This is a genomic window from Mesorhizobium sp. WSM4906, from assembly GCF_029674625.1.
Taxonomy (GTDB): domain Bacteria; phylum Pseudomonadota; class Alphaproteobacteria; order Rhizobiales; family Rhizobiaceae; genus Mesorhizobium.
Window position 1 is genome coordinate 1,449,701 of the sequence record NZ_CP121355.1, and the last position, 20,532, is coordinate 1,470,232.

Genomic DNA, 20,532 nt, shown 5'->3' on the forward strand with positions numbered 1-20,532 from the left:
AGAGATTCCCTTTCTGGCCTGCGCGTGCGAGTCTGGCGCATGCGCACAGGAAGATCGTTCACCGTTTCGTCGGCCGATCGCGTCCGTCTGACGGCGCTGATCAGGGATCGCAACGCCCCGCAAAAGCATGTCTGGCGCGCCGAGATAGTGCTTTTGCCCGCCGACGGCGTCGGCACCGGCGAGGTCATGCGCCGCATCGGCAAGTCGAAGACCGACGTCTGGCGCTGGCAGGAGCGCTTTGCCGCGGAAGGCTGTGACGGGCTGCTGCGCGACAAGACGCGACAGTGGCGCATTCCGCCGCTCGGTCCCGATGTCGGCGAGCGCGTCGTGGCACTGACGCTTGCCGATCCGCCGGGCGAGAGGACCCACTGGACCGCCGACATGATGGCGCAAGCCGCCGCAATCAGCGCCAGCGCCGTCAGGCGCATCTGGAAGGCGCATGGTCTCGCACCCCACCGCTGGCGCCAGGTTCAAGCTCTCCAATGATCCGAAGTTCGTCGACAAGTTGCGCGCCGTCGTCGGCCTCTATCTCGATGCGCCGGCCCATGCCATCGTTCTGTCGGTCGATGAAAAGAGCCAGATCCGGCGCTCGACCGCACCCACCCGGCCTGCCGATGAAGAAGGGGCGGCTCGGTACGATGAGGCACGACTACAAGCGCAACGGCACCACCACCCTGTTCGCCGCCCTCAACGTCCACTATTGTCCCGTTGACGAGAATATCATCTTAGTTGCTTGTAAAAATTTGTTCTCCACTTCCGTCTCCATCGTATCTCAGTCAACGCGATGGAGCAGGAAATGACTACAAACATTGTGAAACTGGAAGAAGGCAGGGCAATCGGCTCTAATCGTGACGTGCCGCTGTCAGATCATGAGGCGGAAGCCCTAGGGCATCTTGCGGTGGCGCTGAGTGGCATTTCGACGACCATTCGGTCCGCCGCCTACAAACACGCGCTAAACTCTAGTCACGCGATGAAGCCCCTAAAGGAGACGGAGGACGCGCTTACCGACTACGACGCCTTGGCGAGGGCGGCGGGCCGAAAGCAGCCGAAAGCGGCGGAGGAGGACGACAGGAAGGGGGACGCCCTAGCGAGAGAGGCCGCCGCACAGGTCAGCAGGGTCGATCAGACCCGATCTTCCCGCTGGAGCAGACCGCGAAGGGTACCGGTGGCATCAACGGACTACGTTCGGCAGGTGGTCATGGCAGATAGTCAGCTTGGAGCAGTGTCGGCACTGGTAAACGCGCGGCGAGTGGCTCCAGAACGCTTCCATGCTTCTGTTCCCAGTGTAGATAATAATCCGGATGCTCCGCTTCTGACCTCTTTTTCGGACTATCTGAGCAGGGTGTGCGGACTGGAGTCAAAGTCCCGCGAAGGCGTTCTCCTGGGCAGCCGCCGCTTTCTGGATTGGTTCCATCACCACCATTCCCGGCCAAGCCCTCGGCGCGTTGACGGCTGAGCATGTCCTTGCCGCTGTCGAACATCGGCTGTCACTATCGGCGACCTCCGGTACCCGCACCGGCAGCAACTTCTCACATCGTATTGGGCTGGCCACCACGACCAGAATCTCGCGCGCGTCGTCCCCAGGACGCCCCACTGGCGTTTGGCTCATCTAACCCTCGAACTCGGCTACGGCCCGTCGACGGTCTTCTTCACATGGGTCGGATTCGACGAAATGGACGAGGTCACAGGCGACGGCCATGCTGAACTGCTCGACGACGGCTCCATCGACATCACCTTCTATCACAACGGCGACGAGGCAATCCTCAAGGCCAAACGGGACACTTCTTCAACGGCCTGCTAGGAGATCCGTGTTCGCCTTGCGCTGACAAAGAAGCTCACACATGACGTCCGGGAGACGATGCTGGCAAATGGTCTGGCTGAAGCATTCCACCCACAATACCAAAGCCCGTCCCGATCCAAAGCGCTTCTAAGCACTCCACCTCAGGCGCAAGGCCGGTTGGCCAGTGCATCTTCTTGGTCCGCCGGAAGAGAACCCCGCCCGACAATAGCTTCATGAGGTCTTGCGCTGCAGTGTCGACCGTAAAAAAGGGCGCGCGAGGCGCCCTTCATTTAAACCGGCAGTCGGGAAGCAGACTTCACTCTGATATTCAAAAGCGGTAGGTGACACCTGCGCCTATCAGCCAGGGATCGAGCTCCGCCTTCCCCGTCAGCTTCGCGCCGGTCACCGTGACGTCGAAGTCCGGCTTCAGGAAAAGCTTCTTCACGTCGAAGTTGAGGCCCCAGTGCTGGTCCACCATGTAGTCGAATCCGACCTGCAGCGCCGTGCCGAACGTGTTCTTCACCTTGAGAGCATCAGCGCTGCCAGTGTCCTGGTTGTAGAAGATCGTGTAGTTCACGCCGGCGCCGACATAAGGCTTGAACGCGCCGAGATCGGTAAAATGGTACTGCAACGTGAGTGTCGGCGGCAGCAGCCAAACTTTGCCGATGTTGCCCAACCCTCCGATCGTCCCTTGGCCCGCGATGTTGGCATAAGTGGTACCGAGTATGAGTTCGGCGGCGATGTTGTCGGTGAAGAAATACGAGATATCGAGTTCCGGCGTCACCGTGTCCGAATACGAAAGACCGGAGCCGGGAAGCGTATCAACGTAGCCCAGATCTTTCGTAACGACGCCCAACGCCCGCAGGCGGACCTGCCAAGGGATTGGCGCTTCGGTGACCGAGGCTCCCGTCTCCGCCAGGACGGTCTCTGCTTGCGCAGGCTCCGCGGCGACGGCCTGCTGTCCCACCATGATCAGGGCCACCGCCGCTGCTGTTGCCCGCGCTACGCCCATTCGCGTTCTCGCCATGAGATTCACTCCTTGATGTTCAGAAAGGATGCACTGCACTATTTCGTCTCCTGCTCGAATGAATTGTTGATGGACCTCAAATGCCCCTCTTGCGTTGCAACGCGTTCCGCCGTCTCCGGAGGGTGATCGTTGAAGCCGATTGCGCTGCGGAGAAAATTGGTGCCTAGACTGATGAATGCGGCTTGCTCCCGATTGTCCTCGCCGCAGCCGTGCCCGCCTGCGCTGGCCTCGTAGAAGTAAGCGGGATAGCCAAGAGCCTGCAGTTTTGCGGCCATCTTGCGCGCATGGCCCGGATGGACGCGGTCGTCGCGTTTCGTGGTGGCGATCAGGATAGGCGGATAGGGCTGTCCCGGCGCTGCGGCGTGATAGGCGGAGATTTCCTTCAGGAAAGCCCAATCGTGAACCTTGTCCGGATCGCCATATTCGTCGATCCAGCTCGCGCCCGCCAAGAGCTTGGTGTAGCGACGCATGTCGATAAGCGGTGCTGTGCAGAACAGAGCCCCGAAATGCTCAGGATAGCGGGTCAGCATGTTTGCGATCAGCAGGCCGCCATTTGAGCCACCCTCGGCGGCAATCCGCCTCGGCAGGGTGATGCCCCTTCGCACGAGGTCGGAGGCAACGGCGGCGAAATCGTCGTGGGCGAGACGCTTGCCCTCCCTGCGCCCGGCTTCGTGCCAGCGGGTGCCGAACTCGCCGCCGCCGCGGATGTTCGCCTCGACACACGTGCCACCGCGCTCGAGCCACAGCTTGCCCAGCGGGGAGTTGTAGTAGGGCAGGAATGATACGCCGAACCCGCCATAAGCGGAAAGGTGAATCGGAGCATCTCCGTTCCCGTTCGCCGGACCAACCTGCGTATAGGGGATCAGCTCATGATCGATAGAGACTGCCTCGTGGCGCGTGACCACCAGTCCGGATGCATCGAAATTCTCCGGGCTGCGCTTCAGGATTGCTGAAGCGCTGAGAGACGGCGCGGCATTCAGATCGAACAGCAAGAGCTGCGGCGGCGTGATCGGATCCTGAGCACAGATCAGGACCTCTCCATTGGTCTCGTGAACTGCCGCATCGAATGACCAGACGTCGACAGTACCTTCGGCGGGCAGGGTGTTCAGGACTCGGCGCGTCCATTCCTGGTGGCCGGGAGTGAACATCTCGAAACGCGGTGCGAGATTGACGAGGTAAGAGATAATGAGCTTCCCGTCATTCCAGAAGAATGACTGCATGGAGCGCCTTTCCCCTGGTTGAAACAGGGTCTCAAAACGGCGTCCGCCGGCGAGGAAAGTGGAAAGCGAGATGACGATCAGCGCGTCGGCGGGATGGGTGGTGCCTCCCACCGTCCAGGGCTTGCGCGGCCTTACCGCCAGCCAGTCGCCGAAGACCCGCCACGACGCGTCGCGAGGAAGATCGATCTGCCTCCTCGGCCCGCTCCTATCGCCGATCCAGCTGATCTTCTCGAAGAAGGCCGGCTGCTCGATGAACCAAAGGCGCTCGCTGCGGCCGGTGCGGTCCGAATGACCAGACACTTGGAAGCTTTCGAACCCGGCCTCGAAGATTGCCGGCGTGGTGAGGGGATCCGCGTCACGCTTCCACAGTCGAACTGTGCGCGCATAGCCGGAGCGGGTGGCCATGCCATTACCAAGCGCACTGGAAAGCAGAAGCGTGTCAGGGTCCAGCCAATTAACGTAGCCTTTGGCCTCGGGGAGGTTGAAGCCGTCGGCGACAAAGCTCAGAGAAATCAGGTCGAATTCGCGATGCACGACCGCGTCGCTGCCGCCGCGCGACAGGCGCAGAACGGCTCTTTCCCGTCTCTCCGGCTCGATGGACGCGCCGTCCCAGATCCAGTCCTCTCCGTCGCTAGCCGCGAGAGCATCCAGATCGAGCAGTAGCTCCCATTGGGGATCCGCCTTCATGTAGGCGGCAAGGGTGGTCCGGCGCCACAGTCCGCGTGGATTACCGTCATCTCGCCAGTAATTGTAGAGGTACTGACTACGGCGCGCGATCAGGGGAAGATTGTCGCGATTGTCGAAAATGGCTGTCAGAGCCGCGCGGTCGCGCTCGAACTGCGTTCCACCGAAGTGCTTCAGAGTCCTTGCCGATTGGCCGGCGGCCCAGGCAAGTGCCCGCTCGCCCTCTACATCTTCAAGCCAGACATAGGGATCGTCGTCGGGAGCATCAAGCGTTGGACGGACATCAAATGCGTTCATGTCCGGACAGCCTTCAGAAAGAAGGGATAGAGGCTTCCGTCGGCTCGGGAACGCTCAGTGTCGGTAGCGGCGCCCACATGTTCGAAAAGCGTGATCATTGATGAGTTCTTCCAGTCGGTGCGGCATCGCAGTGCTTTTGCGCATAGGGCCGCAACCTTCGTGCCAACTGGGAAAATCGTTTCGGAACAATGCGATCGCTCTGGAAGCGTTGTGTCACATGTCCGACATCGTCGAGAATCCGACAACGAGTGCTCCTCCTAATCACCGGATCAACCTCCGGCGCCAGTCGTGGACACTGTGCAGAACTCGAGAAGTGAAGCTCATTGGAGTGAACCTGGTTGACGCCCAACATCTTCGCTCTGGAGCGCTTCACGCACACGGATTCATGGCAGACACCATGATGCGATCGATGCTGTTAGAGACCAAGCTGGCTGCGCCTGTGAGTTTCAGCCGCCAGCTGGAAGCAGCGGAGTTCTGAGGAGAAGGGTGGGGGGCCCAAGCCCTGCCGCAATCTTGGCCTGCACCGTCCCCTTGATTGTTGTGGGTCAACGTCTGCCTGCCCGCTGAATTTGGCACGCCTTACACCTACGTCACGACCAAGACCTTCCTGTTGCACTTCGGCCTCGACACACTGCGGGATTTGCCCGATTTCGAGGCGATTGAGGTTGCCGCGCTGCTCAGCAAGGAGAAGCTGCTGGCGGGCGATACTCCCATCGGGCTGGTGAGTGGTGGAGGAGGTGAGGAGCGACACTCCAAGGCCAGGACGGGCTAGCGCAGCAGATACATGGAAGTAATCGCTTGATATGAGCGGTTGAGAGTCGAATCAGGGAACTATGCGATCACTATCGATAAGAGGTGGCAATATCGATCGTGATTGTATCGGGCCACTCTACGGCGAAGGAGGCGGCAACTTGTGTCTCCGACCCGAAACGATTACCTTGCGGCCATTATGAGCAAGCATTTGGCATCCGTCTTGACGACGTGAACGCGCCCTGCAGCGTACAGCTGGACGACGCGGCGCTGGCCGATTGCTTTGCGGATCTCGATTTGGCCAAGCAGCATCCCGCTCATGTCAGCGCCTTTCTCGGCGAGGTCCCTCTCGCCCAGCAAGTCGAGTTCGCAACCGCGCACCACATTCGCGGTCGACGAGATGAAGGCTTTTGCCGCCAAGTTCTCTGCCTGGTCCGGCGAAAGCTATCCGCTCGCCGCATAATGGCTGGACATGATAGCCGACGCCCGTCCCGAATGGCGGCGGCTTTTTCGTATTATATCGACCTGATCGACAAGATGCGGCGGAACAGGGGTCCACGTGCGATGCGGCCAAAGCGGATCCAGCTCTCGAGCGCGACTACGGGGTAGGTGTGGTCGCTGGAGCCGCGGCCGACCTCGACCTCGCGCCAGCCGGTCTTGCCGCGCAGGGTGACCAGCAGCCCTTGCCGTCAAAAATCTCGATCCAGCTGGCGCCATCGCTGTTGTCGTCGCGCATGACGTCGAGACCGACGATCTCGGAGCGCCGCAGGCCGCCGCCACAGCCCAGGAGCAAAATAGCGCGGTCGCGCAGGCCCTGAGGTCGTGGCCGAGCGTGGCGATCATCGCCAGCAGATCGTCGCCAGGACCGCCTCTTTCTGCCGCGGTGGCTTTGCGTGCTTGCGGCGAATGCCGGCAAGAACCTTATAGATATGCCGCTCCGCGCGGTCCAACGGCCGGCCGCGCTGGGTAAAGTTCCAGGCGAGGCCGGAAAGCCGCCGCTCGATGGTCGCAAACTAAAGGGCAGGGGCGCCACGCTTCGGATCGCCGGCGGCGGTGCCCGAGGCACAGGCGCTGATATTGAGCCTGATCACCTTCGAGCCCGGAGGCAGGGGATCGAAGCCAGCGCGCCGGCACCAGGAGGAAAAATGCCGCCAATCCTTGGGGTAGGCGTCGCGCGTGTTCTCCGAGGTGGCGTTGTAGCCCCTCGCGGTCTCGACCAGTTCCTGGACATGCGCCGGGACTCTTTGAGCCGGGTCTCCATCTCCTTGTAGAGCTTGTCAAGCTCGCCATCGACTGGCTTCAGGTCGTCGATTGAACATTGCGTCATCATAGGCTTTGTGCCTTGTTGTAGCAGGCATCGTCCGTTCGCGCGGCGGACACAGACATCACCGTCGCTGAGCCGAGAACGACGGTAAAAGAAAATGCACTCACTGACTTCATAACCAATCTCTTTTGCGGGTGATTTAGAAACGGACGCCGAGCTTGGCGCTGAACCCGTGTGTCTGGGCATCCGAGGCGATCTGTCCCTGATAGGCGATGCCGAACGTCGCGTTCTCGGTGATGTTTACGTCAAGCCCAGCTTCGAGCAGAGCTGCGTTCTTTGCGATCGGCACGCCCTTGATGGCGAAGGAGGAACCGCCAGCAAAGGCAAGAGCGGTATCCGGCCTGACGTCGCCGAAGGCGTGGCGCCAGCCAAGACCGCCGCGCGCGGTAGCAGTCACGGTGCCGAGGGTCAGTACCGTCGACGCACGCAGACCTAGCGTGGTAAACGCCGTGTCGCTCGAGCGATCCCCGCTCGACAAGGCGGCTGCGCCGCCATTCTCGGTGAAGCCATCGGCGTCAAAATTCACATAAGCGAGATTAGCGTAGGGCTCGAAGGAAGCCGAAGCCGTATTGATACGGTAGCCGAGCTCGCCAAAGGCCTGGAACGTGCCGGCGTCGTAATCGGCCGAAAGGCTGTCGGCGAAGCCTGGAAAGACCACGGACCTGCCGGTCTCGATGCTGTGCCAGGTATAGGCAAGGCCGGAACGAAAACCGAGATTGCCGTTCTGCGTGCCGGCAAAAAGACCGAGATGGTAATTCTCGCTCGAGCCCGACGACGCGCGATCGTCCGCCTCCAAGGAGGTATGGCTGTAGCCGCTGATGAGGCCGAGCCGCCAGCTTTCGCCGACAGCCGCGTCACCGCCAGCCAGAAAGCCGCCTGTCGAGTGATCGAGACCGGCGGCATTGCCGTCGCTGTCGAGATGACCCCAGGCGCCGAAGCCACGGCCCCATACGGCGAAATTCTCACTCGTTGCCGGGGCCAGTTCCAGACCACCCAGCCCATAAGTCATCACCGGAACGCTGGAGGCACCGACGCCGTCGAACGCCGCACGGATCCGTTCGCTCGCGGCATCGCGTACAGAATGACTGTCCTCGATGAGGCCGCTATGAATGGAAGCATGAACCTCGCCTGATAGCATATCGAAAGCGTTGCGGGCTTCCGGCGCCGTCAGGAACAGGATGTTGTCCTGGATCGGATTACCGCTTCCAAGCGCCTGAGCCGCTGCGGCGACCGAGCGTTGATTGAAGGTGCTGGCTACATCGGCAAACGCCGTCGATGTGCGGCTGATATCGAGATAGACATTGTTGGCATCGTAGACGAGCTGGAAATCGACGAAGGGCGTCGCGTCTGTCGCCAGAGCCCCCGTCAGCCCGCCATAGGTGCCGCTTACGCCGCCTGCTGCGGAGAGCAGAGTATATCGGGCATCGACCGATAGCGTTCCCTGCCGCAGCAGCTCGATCTGCGCGCCGCTGTCGATCGCCGCTGCTCCGCCAACATCGATGAGATCGGACGACCTTGCGAGGTCGACCTGATAGATCGATCCGGACTGCTGCGCGAAATCGCCCGTGACAGTCAGTGTGGTGACGATCCTGCTCGGATCGGTCGCACTGCCAGGAGCGACCGTGCCGCCCTCGGAAATGGTGACCGCACCGTAGGTGCCGCCGCCTGCGACGACACCGCCGCTGTTTGCGATAGCCGTGCCCCCGATCTGCCCGTCATTCCCGAGAAAGCCGGACGTGGTCGCATCATGGGAAAGCACACCTGTATCGGCAAGCAGCAATCCCGCGCCGGAACCGACCGTCGTCATGCCGGAAAAATTGTTCTTTCCGCTCAGCGTTTGCACGCCACCGGCAACGAATAGTTTGCCGCCCATATTATTGTTATCAACGTCGAGGTCGTTGATGCTGCCGGCGAACGTGTCGTTCGAATCCGTTAGCACCAGGGTACGCTTGCCCAGTTCGACCGTTCCGCTGCCACTCAGGCTACGAATACGGGCATCGTTGTAGGCGTCGGAGATTCCCCAATAGTCGCTGCCATTTCCATGTTCGGAGATATCGAACGTGCCGTCTGCAACGACTTTCGCTGACCGTTGGATGTTGCCGAGCCCCGCAAGCGAGAGATAGGCATCCTGAGCAATATTCGTCTCGCCGGTGTAGGTGTTGACATTCGTCATCCGGACCACCGTCTTTGTATCAAGCGTCAGCGATCCGGAGCCGGAGACGACACCCGCTATGCCGAACCCGCCCTCATTCCCCATGCTCGTCGTGATCCTGCTCAGACCGGTCCCTTCGGGTGCGGATGAATCGGTAGAGAAGTTGCTGGCAGTGACGAAATGTGACGTATAAGCGGTATACTTCTTCTCCAGATCGAAAATGACCGATCTGTTTTTGAAGAAGTCAAGACCGGCAACAAAACTGGTCTGGTCATTGGGTTGTTCCGTCGTGCCGCTGGTGTAGGTGAAGTCGATATTGTCCAGCCTTACCGGATCGCCATCCGTTCCTGCGATTGTAACGCTCGGGATGTTGCCCGATGCGCTTACGATCTCGCGTTGCTCATTTCTCCGAACATTTTTAAGTTTGACGCCCGCATCCTGAAATTGCTTCAGCATCGCATCACTGATCTCCAGACTGCCACCGCCCGGTGTGCCGGTGTCGAGCAATACCGCGGTCTTGTTGGGGTCGGTGATTGGTGGGGCTCCATCCTTAACCGTGTACTGCAGATTGTAGCTGCCTTCGTATTCGGTCGAGGCATTGGCGCCAGAGCCAGGAAAATTCTGATAAGAATCCTGATCTTTTTCCTCGGGTTCTCCCCATGGCATGGCATTAGTATATTGGGCCCGGAGGCTTGGATTGAGGTTGACAATCGTGCAGGGGGAACAGCCAGGCGTTTGGTCGCTCTCGGAATCCGGATTCACATTGGCGGAGACCACGTAGCCAGACCTGGTGACACTGCCCATCATGCCCCAGACACTTGTCTTGCCAAGAAAATCGCCGGCCCCGAATGTACCTGCGAAATCGCCGCCTTCGTCTGCCATCTTGCCAGCGGTCATTTTCGCCCGCTGCTCCTTATCGGCGTGATAAGGTTCTTGGAGATCCTGACCATACATATCTTTAAGTCCATCCGTCACGGATCCCGGCGTGCACTTAAGATTGTTGTCCTTGCAATACGCATGGGTATAGACAAAATCGAGAATGCGAGCAGCCCGGTATTTCTTATCGCTTACAGACGGCCCGTCGATTGTTATCTTTTGATCTGGATCGACATATGTAAATTTATCAATTTCCACGTTCTGAAGCTTATTACCATACGTTCCGTCCCCGTACGTATATACGTAAGGCGTGTCGGCAATCGGGCGGACCCCGGTCACCTCTGACCCGATCTGCGTGTTGAGCTGGTCCGAGCCCGTGTCGAATACGTATCGCTGCGCGTTGCCATTGTTGATCTTGGCCCAGATGCCCAGGCGGTCATGGCCTTCCCCGACATACTCCAGCGGGATCGAAATCGGGTCGTCGGCCAACGCTTCTCCAGTTGGAAATGCTACCAGACCCACCCCGAGAGACACAGCCGGCAGGAATACCGTCGTCATCGCGGTGGTTGCCGCCAGAAAGTTCTTTGTCCTGAAACAAGCCTGCATACCTGGTCCTCGAAAAAGTCTCGCAAACTGATTGTTCATTGGAACGGCCTCCTGAATTGTTTAACGAGACCCTTTATGGCGGCCCTGGCTGACAACAGCCTGAAAGCTGCAAGCGGCCTGCGAGAATGGGGCGATCCTGAATGACGACAGGTGCTGTCAACAATGGATGAGTGCTCGGCCTGAAAGCTGAGCACGCTTTATGCTCAGGCTGCTGACAAGGCCAAAGCAGCGTAAGTGCGGAGTGAAATCCAAGGTCCACATGGGTCGTCGCGCTTCCCGTGCGCCTGGGAAGGCGCCGGCCCGGCCAAGCTTTCCCAGATCGTCCGGATGGCGCACAAGATACCGGTTCAGGTCGATCGAGATGGAGGCCGAGGCGTATGCCAAGGCGGTCGACTGCCTGACGAAAGATCAGAATGCGTCGCTGGCGCTCTACGATTTCCGCCGGCAGCGAGCTCAGCTCCTGCCGGGCATCCGTGTTTACTGGCGACGAGACACAAGATGTGCCCAAATTGCCACCAGACCGTCACCTGCGATGAGTTTCGGCAACTGATTTTGTCCTTTCAATCGTCGCCACTTCCTGGCCGCGGCCAACATGGGCCACTCGAAGGCAGCAGACTGGCGGCTATATGGACGGGCTGTGAGCCCGCACCGGAGACATTGGCGAAATCTACGATCTCTATAGCAACGTCAAGGAGAAGCGCGAGGTGTTGCAGATGTGGTCAAATCACATCGAATGGCTGATCAAGCAGGCTGCGGATGACGCTCTGGCGGCGTAGCTGCTGGCATGGGCGGAAGATGCGGCGCAACAATCGTCAGAGCCTCATCGAATTGGAGATCATGCTTGACCAGCAAATGCGCGGCCAATGCTTCGATGGCTGACCAGTGATCGAGTACTAGCCGGGCCGTGCGATCTTCGATCCGCCTCCAACGGGGGCGGCGCGGCATCAGGAACCGCAACTCACCATAGATTCGCTTGGCATCCGCGTAGTCGCTGCTCCCCTCATTCCCATCGGACGCATTCATCGCCATATCGCGCGGGTCCAGATAGCCTTCGAATGCGGATTCTGCAAAAGGACCTGCCAGACACGCAACTATCTCTTGGATCGCTTCATCGCGTTGGAAATGTCGATCCATATCGTTCTCGAAAATCGGCTTTAGCTCCGAGGTGAATCCTTGCGCTGAATAGAAAACCGTGCCTTCGACAAAACCACCGCACTCTCCGTCACCGGCGTCGGGGTAAATACTAACACTTGAGAAAGCAGGGAGTTCACGGTCGTCGTCGAACATCTGACGGTGCAAAACGATGGCGGCCACCGCGTGCCCGGCTTCGTGATGCGCCACAGACGGGAGAAGATATTGGGAGGCTACATTCATGCGGTGCGGCTCTCAGATCTAGTTTCCATCCAAGCCCTGATATCGGATTCAAGCCATGCGACTCGGCCGGGGGAGATGCGACGCCGCTTAGGGAACAGGCCTGCCTTCAGAGTCGCGCGGTCGCGCTCGAACTGCGTTCCACTGAAGTGCTTCAGGGTCTTTGCCGACTGGCCGGCGGCCCAGGCAAGTGCCCGCTCGCCTTCCACATCTTCAAGCCAAAGATAGAGATCGTCGTCGGGAGCATCCAGCGTTGGACGGACATCAAATGCGTTCATGTCCGGACAGCCTTCAGAAAGAAGGGATAGAGGCTTCCGTTTGATCGGGAACGCTTAGTGTTGGTAGCGGCGCCCACATGTTCGAAAAGCGTGATCATTGATGAGTTCTTCCAGTCGGTGCGGCATCGCAGTGCTTTTGCGCATAGGACCGCAATTGTCGTGCCAACTGGGAAAATCGTTTCGGAACAACGTGATCGCTCTGGCAGCGTTGTGTCAGATGTCCGACATCGTCGAGAATCCGACAACGAGTGCTCCTCCTAATCACCGGATCAACCTCCGGCGCCAGTCGGTGACACCGCATTCCTCTGTCTTTCCAGGAGACGGCGTGGACATCAATGCCGTTCCTCACCGAACCCGCCTCCTAGCCCTTCGCCCATACGTCACGGCCGCCCCCCGGTTTGGCTTCAACCTGAAGGATTACGGCGTCCTCTTCGCAGAGAAGATCGGGTTGTTCGTGGCGCGCGCAGCGGAGCCCAAGGAGCTTTTCTGGGTTGCGGATACTGGCATGTCGATATTACGACCGTGTGTCCTTCGACAAGCTTGGTGGCTTCTTCAACCAGAATCTCGCCGCGGAGATCGAATCGTTATCTGCGCCGCAAAGTGCGGCCGGTGAGCGGCGTGGCCCTGCGTTCCAGTTGGCCACGGTCCTCGCTGGGACGAGCAAGTAAATGGCTTGCGCAGCAACGGTGCGATCACACCTGGAGCACGGCGTCATCAGGAAAGCGCCATCCTTGTGCGCCCACGACACCCTGGTCGCCATCGGCCGCATCGCGGGGGGGCACTGTGGGCGATAACCATTCATTGATCTGGGCGATTGAGGGTTCTGCCGGGGCGCTATTGCTGCTCGGTAGGGCTGCGGGCTGGCGAGTCTACCAAGGCGAGCAACGACAGGCGAGACGGCAGACATTACGTGACGGAACTTGATATTGCAGTGCAGCAAGCGTAGAGCACCGCGCGCTTATCGGAGTGTCGTCCATGGCCCTTACCAATGCTGGTAACGAGGCAGAACCTGTCGAACAATCGAGCCATTCTGAGGTCGAGCAGCACAGCACCAAGGCGCTGATGTTGGGCGCACTAGGTGTCGTTTATGGCGATATAGGCACCAGCCCGATCTATGCATTTCGCGAGGCGTTGCATGCATCAGCGGGTGGCAACGTCGCCAGCCGTGGCGACATCCTCGGCGTACTCTCGCTGATCATCTGGTCCCTGACGATCACCGTGACGATCAAATACATCATGTTCGTGCTCCGCGCCGACAATCGAGGCGAGGGCGGAGTGCTGTCGCTTATGGCGCTGGCGCGCAACAGTTTCCCGACCTGCTCTGCGGTGATCCTCGGCATCGGCATCGGCATCGGCATCGTCGGCGCGGCGCTTTTTTTTGGCGACGCCGTCATTACGCCGGCAATCTCGGTACTGTCGGCGGTCGAAGGTATGAATGTCGTCACGCCGACGTTCCAGCCCTATGTGGTGCCGCTGACACTGGCCATCCTGGCGATCGTGTTTGCGGTACAGCGGTTTGGCACCGGCGGCGTAGGATTGGTGTTCGGACCCGTTACCGCGCTGTGGTTCCTGGCCATCGGCCTTTCCGGGCTCAACCACATCATGGACGACCCGGAAATCCTGCTGGCAATCAGCCCGCATTACATCGTGTCGTTCCTGGTCAACTCGCCTGACGTCGCCTTCGTTACGGTTGGTGCAGTCTTCCTCGCCGTCACCGGAGCCGAGGCGCTCTACGCCGACCTCGGCCATTTCGGCCGCAAGCCGATCGTGCTCGCCTGGCTGGCGATCGTGTTCCCTTGTCTGTTGCTCAATTATGTCGGGCAAGGCGCCTTCGTGCTGGCAAATGGCGGCGTTGTCGGTCATCCGTTCTTCGAGATGAACCAGGGCTGGACGCTTATTCCGATGGTCGTGCTTGCCACGGCGGCGACCGTGATCGCCTGCCAGGCGGTGATCTCCGGCGCCTTTTCGCTGACCAGGCAAGCGGTACAGCTCAACATGCTGCCGCGTTTCGTCATCCAGCACACGTCGGAAAAACAGTCGGGCCAGATCTATCTGCCGCGCATCAACCTGATGCTGGCGCTGGTGGTGATGCTGCTGGTGGTCGGCTTCGGCGAATCCAGCCGGCTGGCCTCGGCCTACGGTATTTCGGTGACCGGCAATATGCTGGTGACGAACATACTGCTTTTTGTTGTGATGACGCGCATCTGGAAATGGCCGCTCGGCGTCGCGATAGCCTTAATGGCGGTGTTCGTCTTCATCGATACCGGCTTCTTTGCAGCTAACATCGTCAAGGTATTCGAAGGCGGCTGGGCCTCGCTTGCCATTGCCGCAGTGATCGTGATGACCATGTGGACTTGGATAAGAGGCAGCAGGTATCTATTTGACAAGACGCGCAGGAACCAGATTCCGCTCGATTTCCTTGCGGGCAATCTGTTGAAGAAGAAACCGCAGCTGGTGTCCGGTACGGCCGTGTTCCTGACCAGCGATCCCGCCAGTGCGCCGACCGCGTTGATGCACAGCCTGAAGCACTACAAGGCGCTGCACGAACAGAACGTCATCCTCTCTGTGGTGACGGCGCAGCAGCCCGTGGTGCCCGACAGCGAGCGGATCAAGATGGAAACGATCAATGAGCTGTTCATGCGGGTGACACTGACCTTCGGCTACATGGAACAGCCTAACATCCCGCGTGCGCTGGCGATCTGCCGCAAGCAGGGTTGGAAGTTCGACATCATGACGACGTCCTTCTTCCTGTCGCGTCGCTCGCTCAAGGCGTCACCCAACTCCGGCATGCCGGTGTGGCAGGACAAGCTGTTCATCGGCTTGGCGCGCACGGCCGCCGACGCGACGGAGTATTTCCAGATCCCGACCGGACGTGTGGTCGAGATCGGAACGCAAGTGGCCGTTTAGGTATGCCCGGTTAAGCAGAATCAATTGGCATTTCGCGAGCCGGTGAATGCCTGACCGGGCGGAGGCCACGATGCTTGCGCCAAACTGGGGTCCGGTTCCAGGCCTGAAGCTTCCGGCCCCGAAAGCCGTCCTTTACGCCTGCGATCATTTCCGTTCCGCATTGTCTTGCCGACCCACCAGTCGAGATGCGCTGAAACGACCTCGCCGGGCAGCAACTTATCATTTGAACCTAATCGATGTGCCGCAAGTCCGACCTTCATTCTTCAGTTCACAGGCTAGCGTTGCCAAAATCGGCGTGCCGCCTAACCGGCGCCGCACCGTGACCTGTCAGGATGCTATGCAGGCGCGAGGCAGAAGCTGGCTCGAGGCCGCCGGCCTGGTGCTGGTCCGGCAGCGGCCGGGCTCGGCCAAAGGCTTCATGTTCCTCTGGAGGATGAGACGGGTGCGGCAAACGTCGTCGTCTGGGTCAAGATCTCTCGAGAAATTCCGGCGCGTGCTTCTTGCTTCGGCCATGCTCGGCGTCCGCGGACGCATCCGACGGAAGAGGAGGTGGTGCACCTCGTCGCCCACGAGCTGACCGATCTGTCGGCCGGGCTGGCCAGCGTGGGAAACCGCAAGACGCCGTTTCCGTTGCCGCACGGCCGAGGGACGAGGCTCATCACGGCGGATCGGGCATCGATCCGCGCGGCATGCCGAAGGGGCGCGACATCGTCGATGCAGTATGACCATATCGACCCTATCAAGTTCAAGACGCGTAACTTCCGGTAGCGCTTCCGGAGGCCACTTCAGCAGCATGTTGTGCACACTTTTGTCGGACCCTGTTAACTGCCGATTGGCAGCAGGTCACCCCGTGCCGGATCCCAAATGTCGTCGCTCTCAAGCGCAACGACTGCCCGCACCCTTTTTAAGTCAGCGAGCACCTCCACCGCCGGACGCCGCCCCGTTTCCTGAGCCGCGGCGTAACGGGTGTATTTGTGACTGTCCGGCTCAAACCACTTCAACGATTCCAAAGTAGCCATGGCATCGCCCTTGCGGCTGCGCGTGATGCGAATGATCGTGATCCCATCCTAAGCGCTCGCGTCGAATGGAGACACGCTGCCAACGCTTCATCTGCTCTACCCCATCTTTGTTCCAAGGCGGTCGGATCATCTCAATGAGCCCTGCCTCGGGGTGGCCAAAGCATGCATATTTATCGTTCGGCCCCGCATCGAATTATCATCTGCGATGTGGGACTCGATCTTGGGTTGGCGACGGCTTCGCTCCGGGAGTAGACGTCGGACCACTGATAAGTGCCGGACCTTCTCCACAATTTCTCGGCGGACTCATCGTGAACGCTCGATTGGACGTAAATGCGGTTCGCGGAAACGCAGGTCTGGCCGGCATTGCGGAACTTCGCCTGGACCGCACCGTCAACAGCACCGTCAATGTCGGCATCATCGAAGATGATGAAAGGTGCATTGCCGCCGGTTTCAAGGCTGACCTTCTTGATCTGGTCAGAGCACTGACGCATCAGCAGCCGTCCGACCTCGTTCGAACCGGTAAAGCTGATCTTTGGAATTGGTGCAGAGTTCACGGCCCACGCGATCACCTTCGGACGCATAGATCAGGTTGACCACGCCATCGGGAAAGCCGGCCTGATGGCGAGAGCAAACATTGCACCTAGCCACGCCACGATAAGATCGAGCGCGGCTTCGTTGCGTGCGGGTCTGTGGTCAGTGGAGGGCGGAGGAAAAGCGCTCGGCGTGCTCGCCCTCGCGATACCACTGGTTCGCGCCGGCAAGCGCCAGTTTCTGAGGCAAATCGCCGAACAGCTGGTAGAGCCTTACTCTCAGGGCTTGGCATCTATGTCGCCTACGACCGCCACATGCAGCCCGTCGCGTGCGAAAGCGGCTTTGTGGAAGGCGCTTAGATCGGAGGGCGTTACGCTAGTCAGCCTCCCTTGGGCGGTCTCGAATACGGATGCGTGCGTAGATTCCGCGCCGCCAGGCCAGCTCGGCGATCGCATGAGGTTCGCGCTCATTGGCAATGATTTCGGAGAGAAGCTGGGCGCGTATGCGGTCGAAAAGTGCTGGTGTAGCCGGATGCGGGTCCCGCCGCCGAGAATGTCGGCCAGCAGTCGAGCGCCGCGGCCCCGCACCAGGGACCGCCCATGAATGACTCATGCGAGGCGTCTCAAGGCTGTCCGCGATCCAGCGCCAGATCTCCGCCTCGCCCGAGACGCGCAGAGCTGGCCGGTTGTGCAGGAGCCGTCGGCAATATCCGCCTTCCTCGTTCGGATGGGTAACGCTTGCGATACGGAGTCTTGACTTTGGCAGTCGCTCTGTGACATTACCTATATAAAGTTCGAAAGAAGGCGATATGGATCATGCATAGGTCACAGAGACCCGAATGAAGGCAACGTATAAACGCACCTATTCGCGCTACGCGATGGAAGCGCTTGGCCTTTTCGGTAAGACCATCCGGCTTGGCCGGATGCAGCACCGGTTAACCGCACAGGAGTTAGCCGAGAGAATCGGTGTTTCACGCAGCACCCTGCAGCGCATCGAGAAGGGCGATCCCAAAGTCGAAATCGGACTGATGTTCGAAGCTGCTGCCATTGTCGGTGTGAAGCTGTTCGATGCCGACGGCAATGGCATCACAGCCCTCACAGGCCGCATGGACGATCGCATCGCGCTGCTGCCGAAGCACGTCTACAAGGCCGGCAAGCAGATCGTCGATGAGTTCTAAGGTCCCCAAGTACGACGAAGCCTATGTCTGGGTCTGGCTGCCGGGCGAGACCGCGCCGGTTGTCGCCGGGCGGCTATATGCCCATGACGGACTCGTCAGCTTCAACTATGGCAGGAGCTTTCGTGAACTGGGAAGCGCGATCCCGCTTTATCTCCCGGAACTGCCCCTGAAGGCAGGCGAATTGCCTTTGCTTCCTGGCCTAACCATGCCGGGATGCATCCGCGATGCTGCCCCTGATGCCTGGGGACGACGGGTTATCCTAAACCGCAAATTCGGTGTGAAGGGCGATGAAATCGCGCGGCTCGATATTTCAGAACTGACGTTCTTGCTGGAATCAGGCTCGGACCGCATCGGCGCGCTCGATTTTCAGTTTTCGCCAATGCATTACGAGCCGCGCGCACTGGCCAATGCCACTCTCGAAGAGCTTGTCCAATCGGCGGAGCGGGTAGAGAAAGGTATTCCGCTCACCCCCGAATTAGATCAGGCGCTGCATCACGGCAGCTCGATCGGCGGCGCAAGGCCAAAGGCGCTGATCGAGGGTGACGCCGTCAAGCATGTCGCGAAATTTTCCTCGTCTGCCGACCTTTACAGCGTCGTCAAAGGAGAATTCATAGCCATGCGGCTTGCCGCCTTGTGCGGCATCAGAGCGGCATCCGTCTCGCTCGTTCGCGCCGCAGGCAACGACGTGTTGCTCGTCGAGCGATTCGACCGGATCAAGGTCACGGGCGGCTGGCAACGCAAATCCATGGTCTCAGCGCTGACGATGCTCGCGCTCGATGAGATGATGGCGCGTTACGCCAGCTACCAGGATTTGGCGGAGATCATTCGCCACCGATTCACCGCGCCGTCGGAAACTCTGCGCGAGTTGTTCAGCCGCATTGTCTTCAACATACTTTGCGGCAACACCGACGATCATGCCCGCAACCATGCGGCATTCTGGGACGGCGCTAAGCTCACCCTCACGCCTGCGTACGATATTTGTCCGCAGGCCCGCAGTGGCCAGGAGGCCAGCCAGGCCATGCTCATCAGCGGCAATAACCGCATGAGCCGGATAGCGTCCTGCCTTGAAGCGGCGCATCACTTCCTGCTCAGCGCGCCGGAAGCTCTTGCGATTGTTGAAGGCCAGCTCCGATGCATTGCGGAGAATTGGCCGCGTGTCAGCGAGGAAGCTACGCTATCCGGCACAGATCGCAATCTGTTCTGGGGCCGACAGTTCCTCAATCCCTACGCTTTTACGGCGCTGGAAGGAAGCGCCGACGTTCTCCGCGCTCTGGCTGACGAACTACGCAACAGTGTTCACGCCTGATCCGGCGCTGGATTTCGGACAAGCTCGGCAAGCGCAAGACGCCCACAATATCGACAACCCTTGCCGTGCCAGGACGAAGATTGAACAAACGGCTCTTCAACAGTGACAACGTGCACTGCGGAGAGATGTGGAGCTGACACCGCAAAAGCCCAAGACGCGCGACTTCCCGCGATACAACTCCACATAACTGAGCGTCTACAAGCGGTGCAGCCAGCCAAACATCCAGCCATCAAAGCGATGATCGTCTGATCTTTTGCCGATGACATCACGTCGGGGAAGCCTTGTTCGAGCGCTTGCCGCTTCATATCGATACCGGCCTGGGCGTAGCGCATCGTTAGTTCAGCCCGAGTGGCCTGGCCATCGACTGATGGTGGCGATGTCAACACCCGCCTTGACGAGGTGGATGGCCGTCGTGTCCCGCAAAGGGCGATGATGGATGCTTTTTTCCGCCATGGTGGTTCCTTCGCCCGCAGCCATGTGTGCGCAGCAAGTATGGAACACCGAACCGGGTGAGCAGTGTGGGGCGGTCGTTGCTTTGCTCGGCGGGACAGGGCGATACCAGACGAAGGTCACAATCGAAGATTCAGGATCCCTGAACTCGTGCATCCGTATTGAACATCAGCGAAAACAGAGCGTAATCCCGCTGTCCAGAAGGCGTGCGGCGGACGATACGCGCCAGGACGCTCTTGATTTCCGGGCTCATCGAGATATTCGACAGGTGCCACCCACGCGCCCTCTTGAAGGGAAGTGTCACCACCAGTTGCAGCGTATCCTAATATTCGGGGTGCTCCGAAATCAGGAACCGCGCAAAGGCATGCATCGCCGCCAGCCTTGCATTGCGGGTCGCAACTGCCACGCTCGACCTCAAGTGATGTGAGAAAGCTGCCCATCCTGTCGGTATTGATGTCGGAGACCGCTTCTTCTTTCAAGAATATCTTCCCGCTCTCCCGCGGCATGAGCCCGTGGCATGCTTCGGCCCAATGCTGTGGATTGATGTTTCTTCATGCCACAACCTCGCTGACGAGACCGCCGAAAGCCCCTTCAAAGCGGTCGGTGGCGATCTCTCGCAGCTTTGGAAGGTAGTGCATTGATTTTTCGTGGAATGGGGACCCTGTTTAAAGGGTGATTTTCGTCCAAACGGGACCCCTTAACGATGGGGTCATCAAGATGCCTCCGGCTTGATCGGAGGCATTTGTGTTTTGGATGTTGGTTTTAGAGACGATTGCA

Annotated in this window: 12 protein-coding genes and 5 pseudogenes; 8 read left to right on the top strand and 9 right to left on the bottom strand. The window is 59.6% G+C overall.

What is annotated here, in order from left to right; all coding sequences use genetic code 11:
• Positions 1–39 precede the first annotated feature (39 nt).
• Both QAZ22_RS06825 and QAZ22_RS06830 read left to right on the top strand, forming a co-directional pair.
• Positions 40–695, top strand: a pseudogene (locus tag QAZ22_RS06825) (IS630 family transposase); the annotation flags it as partial.
• A gap of 977 nt (positions 696–1,672) precedes the next feature.
• On the top strand, positions 1,673–1,801 hold the full coding sequence (locus QAZ22_RS06830) for a hypothetical protein (protein ID WP_263485462.1): 129 nt from the start codon (positions 1,673–1,675) through the stop codon (positions 1,799–1,801).
• A 307-nt stretch (positions 1,802–2,108) separates the two neighbouring features.
• Here the strand turns inward: QAZ22_RS06830 and QAZ22_RS06835 are convergent, their stop codons facing one another.
• Complete coding sequence (locus tag QAZ22_RS06835) at positions 2,109–2,807, bottom strand: OmpW family protein (protein WP_063169295.1); 699 nt, start codon at positions 2,805–2,807, stop codon at positions 2,109–2,111.
• A 38-nt stretch (positions 2,808–2,845) separates the two neighbouring features.
• Complete coding sequence (locus QAZ22_RS06840) at positions 2,846–5,008, bottom strand: prolyl oligopeptidase family serine peptidase (protein ID WP_082826571.1); 2,163 nt, start codon at positions 5,006–5,008, stop codon at positions 2,846–2,848.
• A gap of 217 nt (positions 5,009–5,225) precedes the next feature.
• Here QAZ22_RS06840 and QAZ22_RS06845 point away from each other — a divergent pair, with 217 nt between their 5' ends.
• Together QAZ22_RS06845 and QAZ22_RS06850 are read left to right on the top strand one after the other, a co-directional pair.
• Positions 5,226–5,486: a hypothetical protein gene (locus QAZ22_RS06845; RefSeq protein WP_095769041.1), complete on the top strand. Its 261-nt coding sequence runs from the start codon at positions 5,226–5,228 to the stop codon at positions 5,484–5,486.
• A gap of 93 nt (positions 5,487–5,579) precedes the next feature.
• A pseudogene (locus tag QAZ22_RS06850) lies at positions 5,580–5,780 on the top strand (SMC-Scp complex subunit ScpB); the annotation flags it as partial.
• 161 nt (positions 5,781–5,941) lie between these two features.
• Here the strand turns inward: QAZ22_RS06850 and QAZ22_RS06855 are convergent.
• The 5 genes and pseudogenes from QAZ22_RS06855 to QAZ22_RS06875 all read right to left on the bottom strand — a co-directional run bounded on the left by QAZ22_RS06855 (position 5,942) and on the right by QAZ22_RS06875 (position 12,365).
• Complete coding sequence (locus QAZ22_RS06855; protein ID WP_063169293.1) at positions 5,942–6,178, bottom strand: hypothetical protein; 237 nt, start codon at positions 6,176–6,178, stop codon at positions 5,942–5,944.
• A gap of 116 nt (positions 6,179–6,294) precedes the next feature.
• Positions 6,295–6,978, bottom strand: a pseudogene (locus tag QAZ22_RS06860) (integrase); the annotation flags it as partial.
• 243 nt (positions 6,979–7,221) lie between these two features.
• Positions 7,222–10,755 carry an autotransporter domain-containing protein gene (locus QAZ22_RS06865; RefSeq protein WP_082826570.1) on the bottom strand — a complete coding sequence of 1,178 codons (3,534 nt, stop codon included), beginning with the start codon at positions 10,753–10,755 and terminating at the stop codon, positions 7,222–7,224.
• Positions 10,756–11,457: 702 nt separating this feature from the next.
• Positions 11,458–12,090, bottom strand: a complete 633-nt coding sequence (locus QAZ22_RS06870; protein ID WP_063169290.1) for a hypothetical protein — start codon at positions 12,088–12,090, stop codon at positions 11,458–11,460.
• Positions 12,087–12,365 carry an AlpA family phage regulatory protein gene (locus QAZ22_RS06875; RefSeq protein ID WP_063169289.1) on the bottom strand — a complete coding sequence of 93 codons (279 nt, stop codon included), beginning with the start codon at positions 12,363–12,365 and terminating at the stop codon, positions 12,087–12,089. Before QAZ22_RS06875 ends, QAZ22_RS06870 begins: the two co-directional genes overlap by 4 nt.
• Positions 12,366–13,340: 975 nt before the next feature.
• Here QAZ22_RS06875 and QAZ22_RS06880 point away from each other — a divergent pair.
• Complete coding sequence (locus QAZ22_RS06880) at positions 13,341–15,272, top strand: potassium transporter Kup (protein ID WP_063169287.1); 1,932 nt, start codon at positions 13,341–13,343, stop codon at positions 15,270–15,272.
• A 307-nt stretch (positions 15,273–15,579) separates the two neighbouring features.
• Positions 15,580–16,040: pseudogene (locus QAZ22_RS06885) on the top strand (OB-fold nucleic acid binding domain-containing protein); the annotation flags it as partial.
• Positions 16,041–16,552: 512 nt separating this feature from the next.
• Here the strand turns inward: QAZ22_RS06885 and QAZ22_RS06890 are convergent.
• Positions 16,553–17,049 (bottom strand): annotated as a pseudogene (locus QAZ22_RS06890) (aldehyde dehydrogenase family protein); the annotation flags it as partial.
• Between the two features lie 611 nt (positions 17,050–17,660).
• Here QAZ22_RS06890 and QAZ22_RS06895 point away from each other — a divergent pair.
• Positions 17,661–17,999, top strand: a complete 339-nt coding sequence (locus QAZ22_RS06895) for a helix-turn-helix transcriptional regulator (RefSeq protein WP_063169282.1) — start codon at positions 17,661–17,663, stop codon at positions 17,997–17,999.
• Complete coding sequence (locus QAZ22_RS06900) at positions 17,989–19,305, top strand: HipA domain-containing protein (RefSeq protein WP_063169281.1); 1,317 nt, start codon at positions 17,989–17,991, stop codon at positions 19,303–19,305. The genes QAZ22_RS06895 and QAZ22_RS06900 overlap by 11 nt, the downstream gene beginning before the upstream one ends.
• Before the next feature lie 569 nt (positions 19,306–19,874).
• Here the strand turns inward: QAZ22_RS06900 and QAZ22_RS06905 are convergent.
• Positions 19,875–20,234, bottom strand: a complete 360-nt coding sequence (locus tag QAZ22_RS06905; protein ID WP_126066776.1) for a hypothetical protein — start codon at positions 20,232–20,234, stop codon at positions 19,875–19,877.
• Between the last annotated feature and the right edge of the window lie 298 nt (positions 20,235–20,532).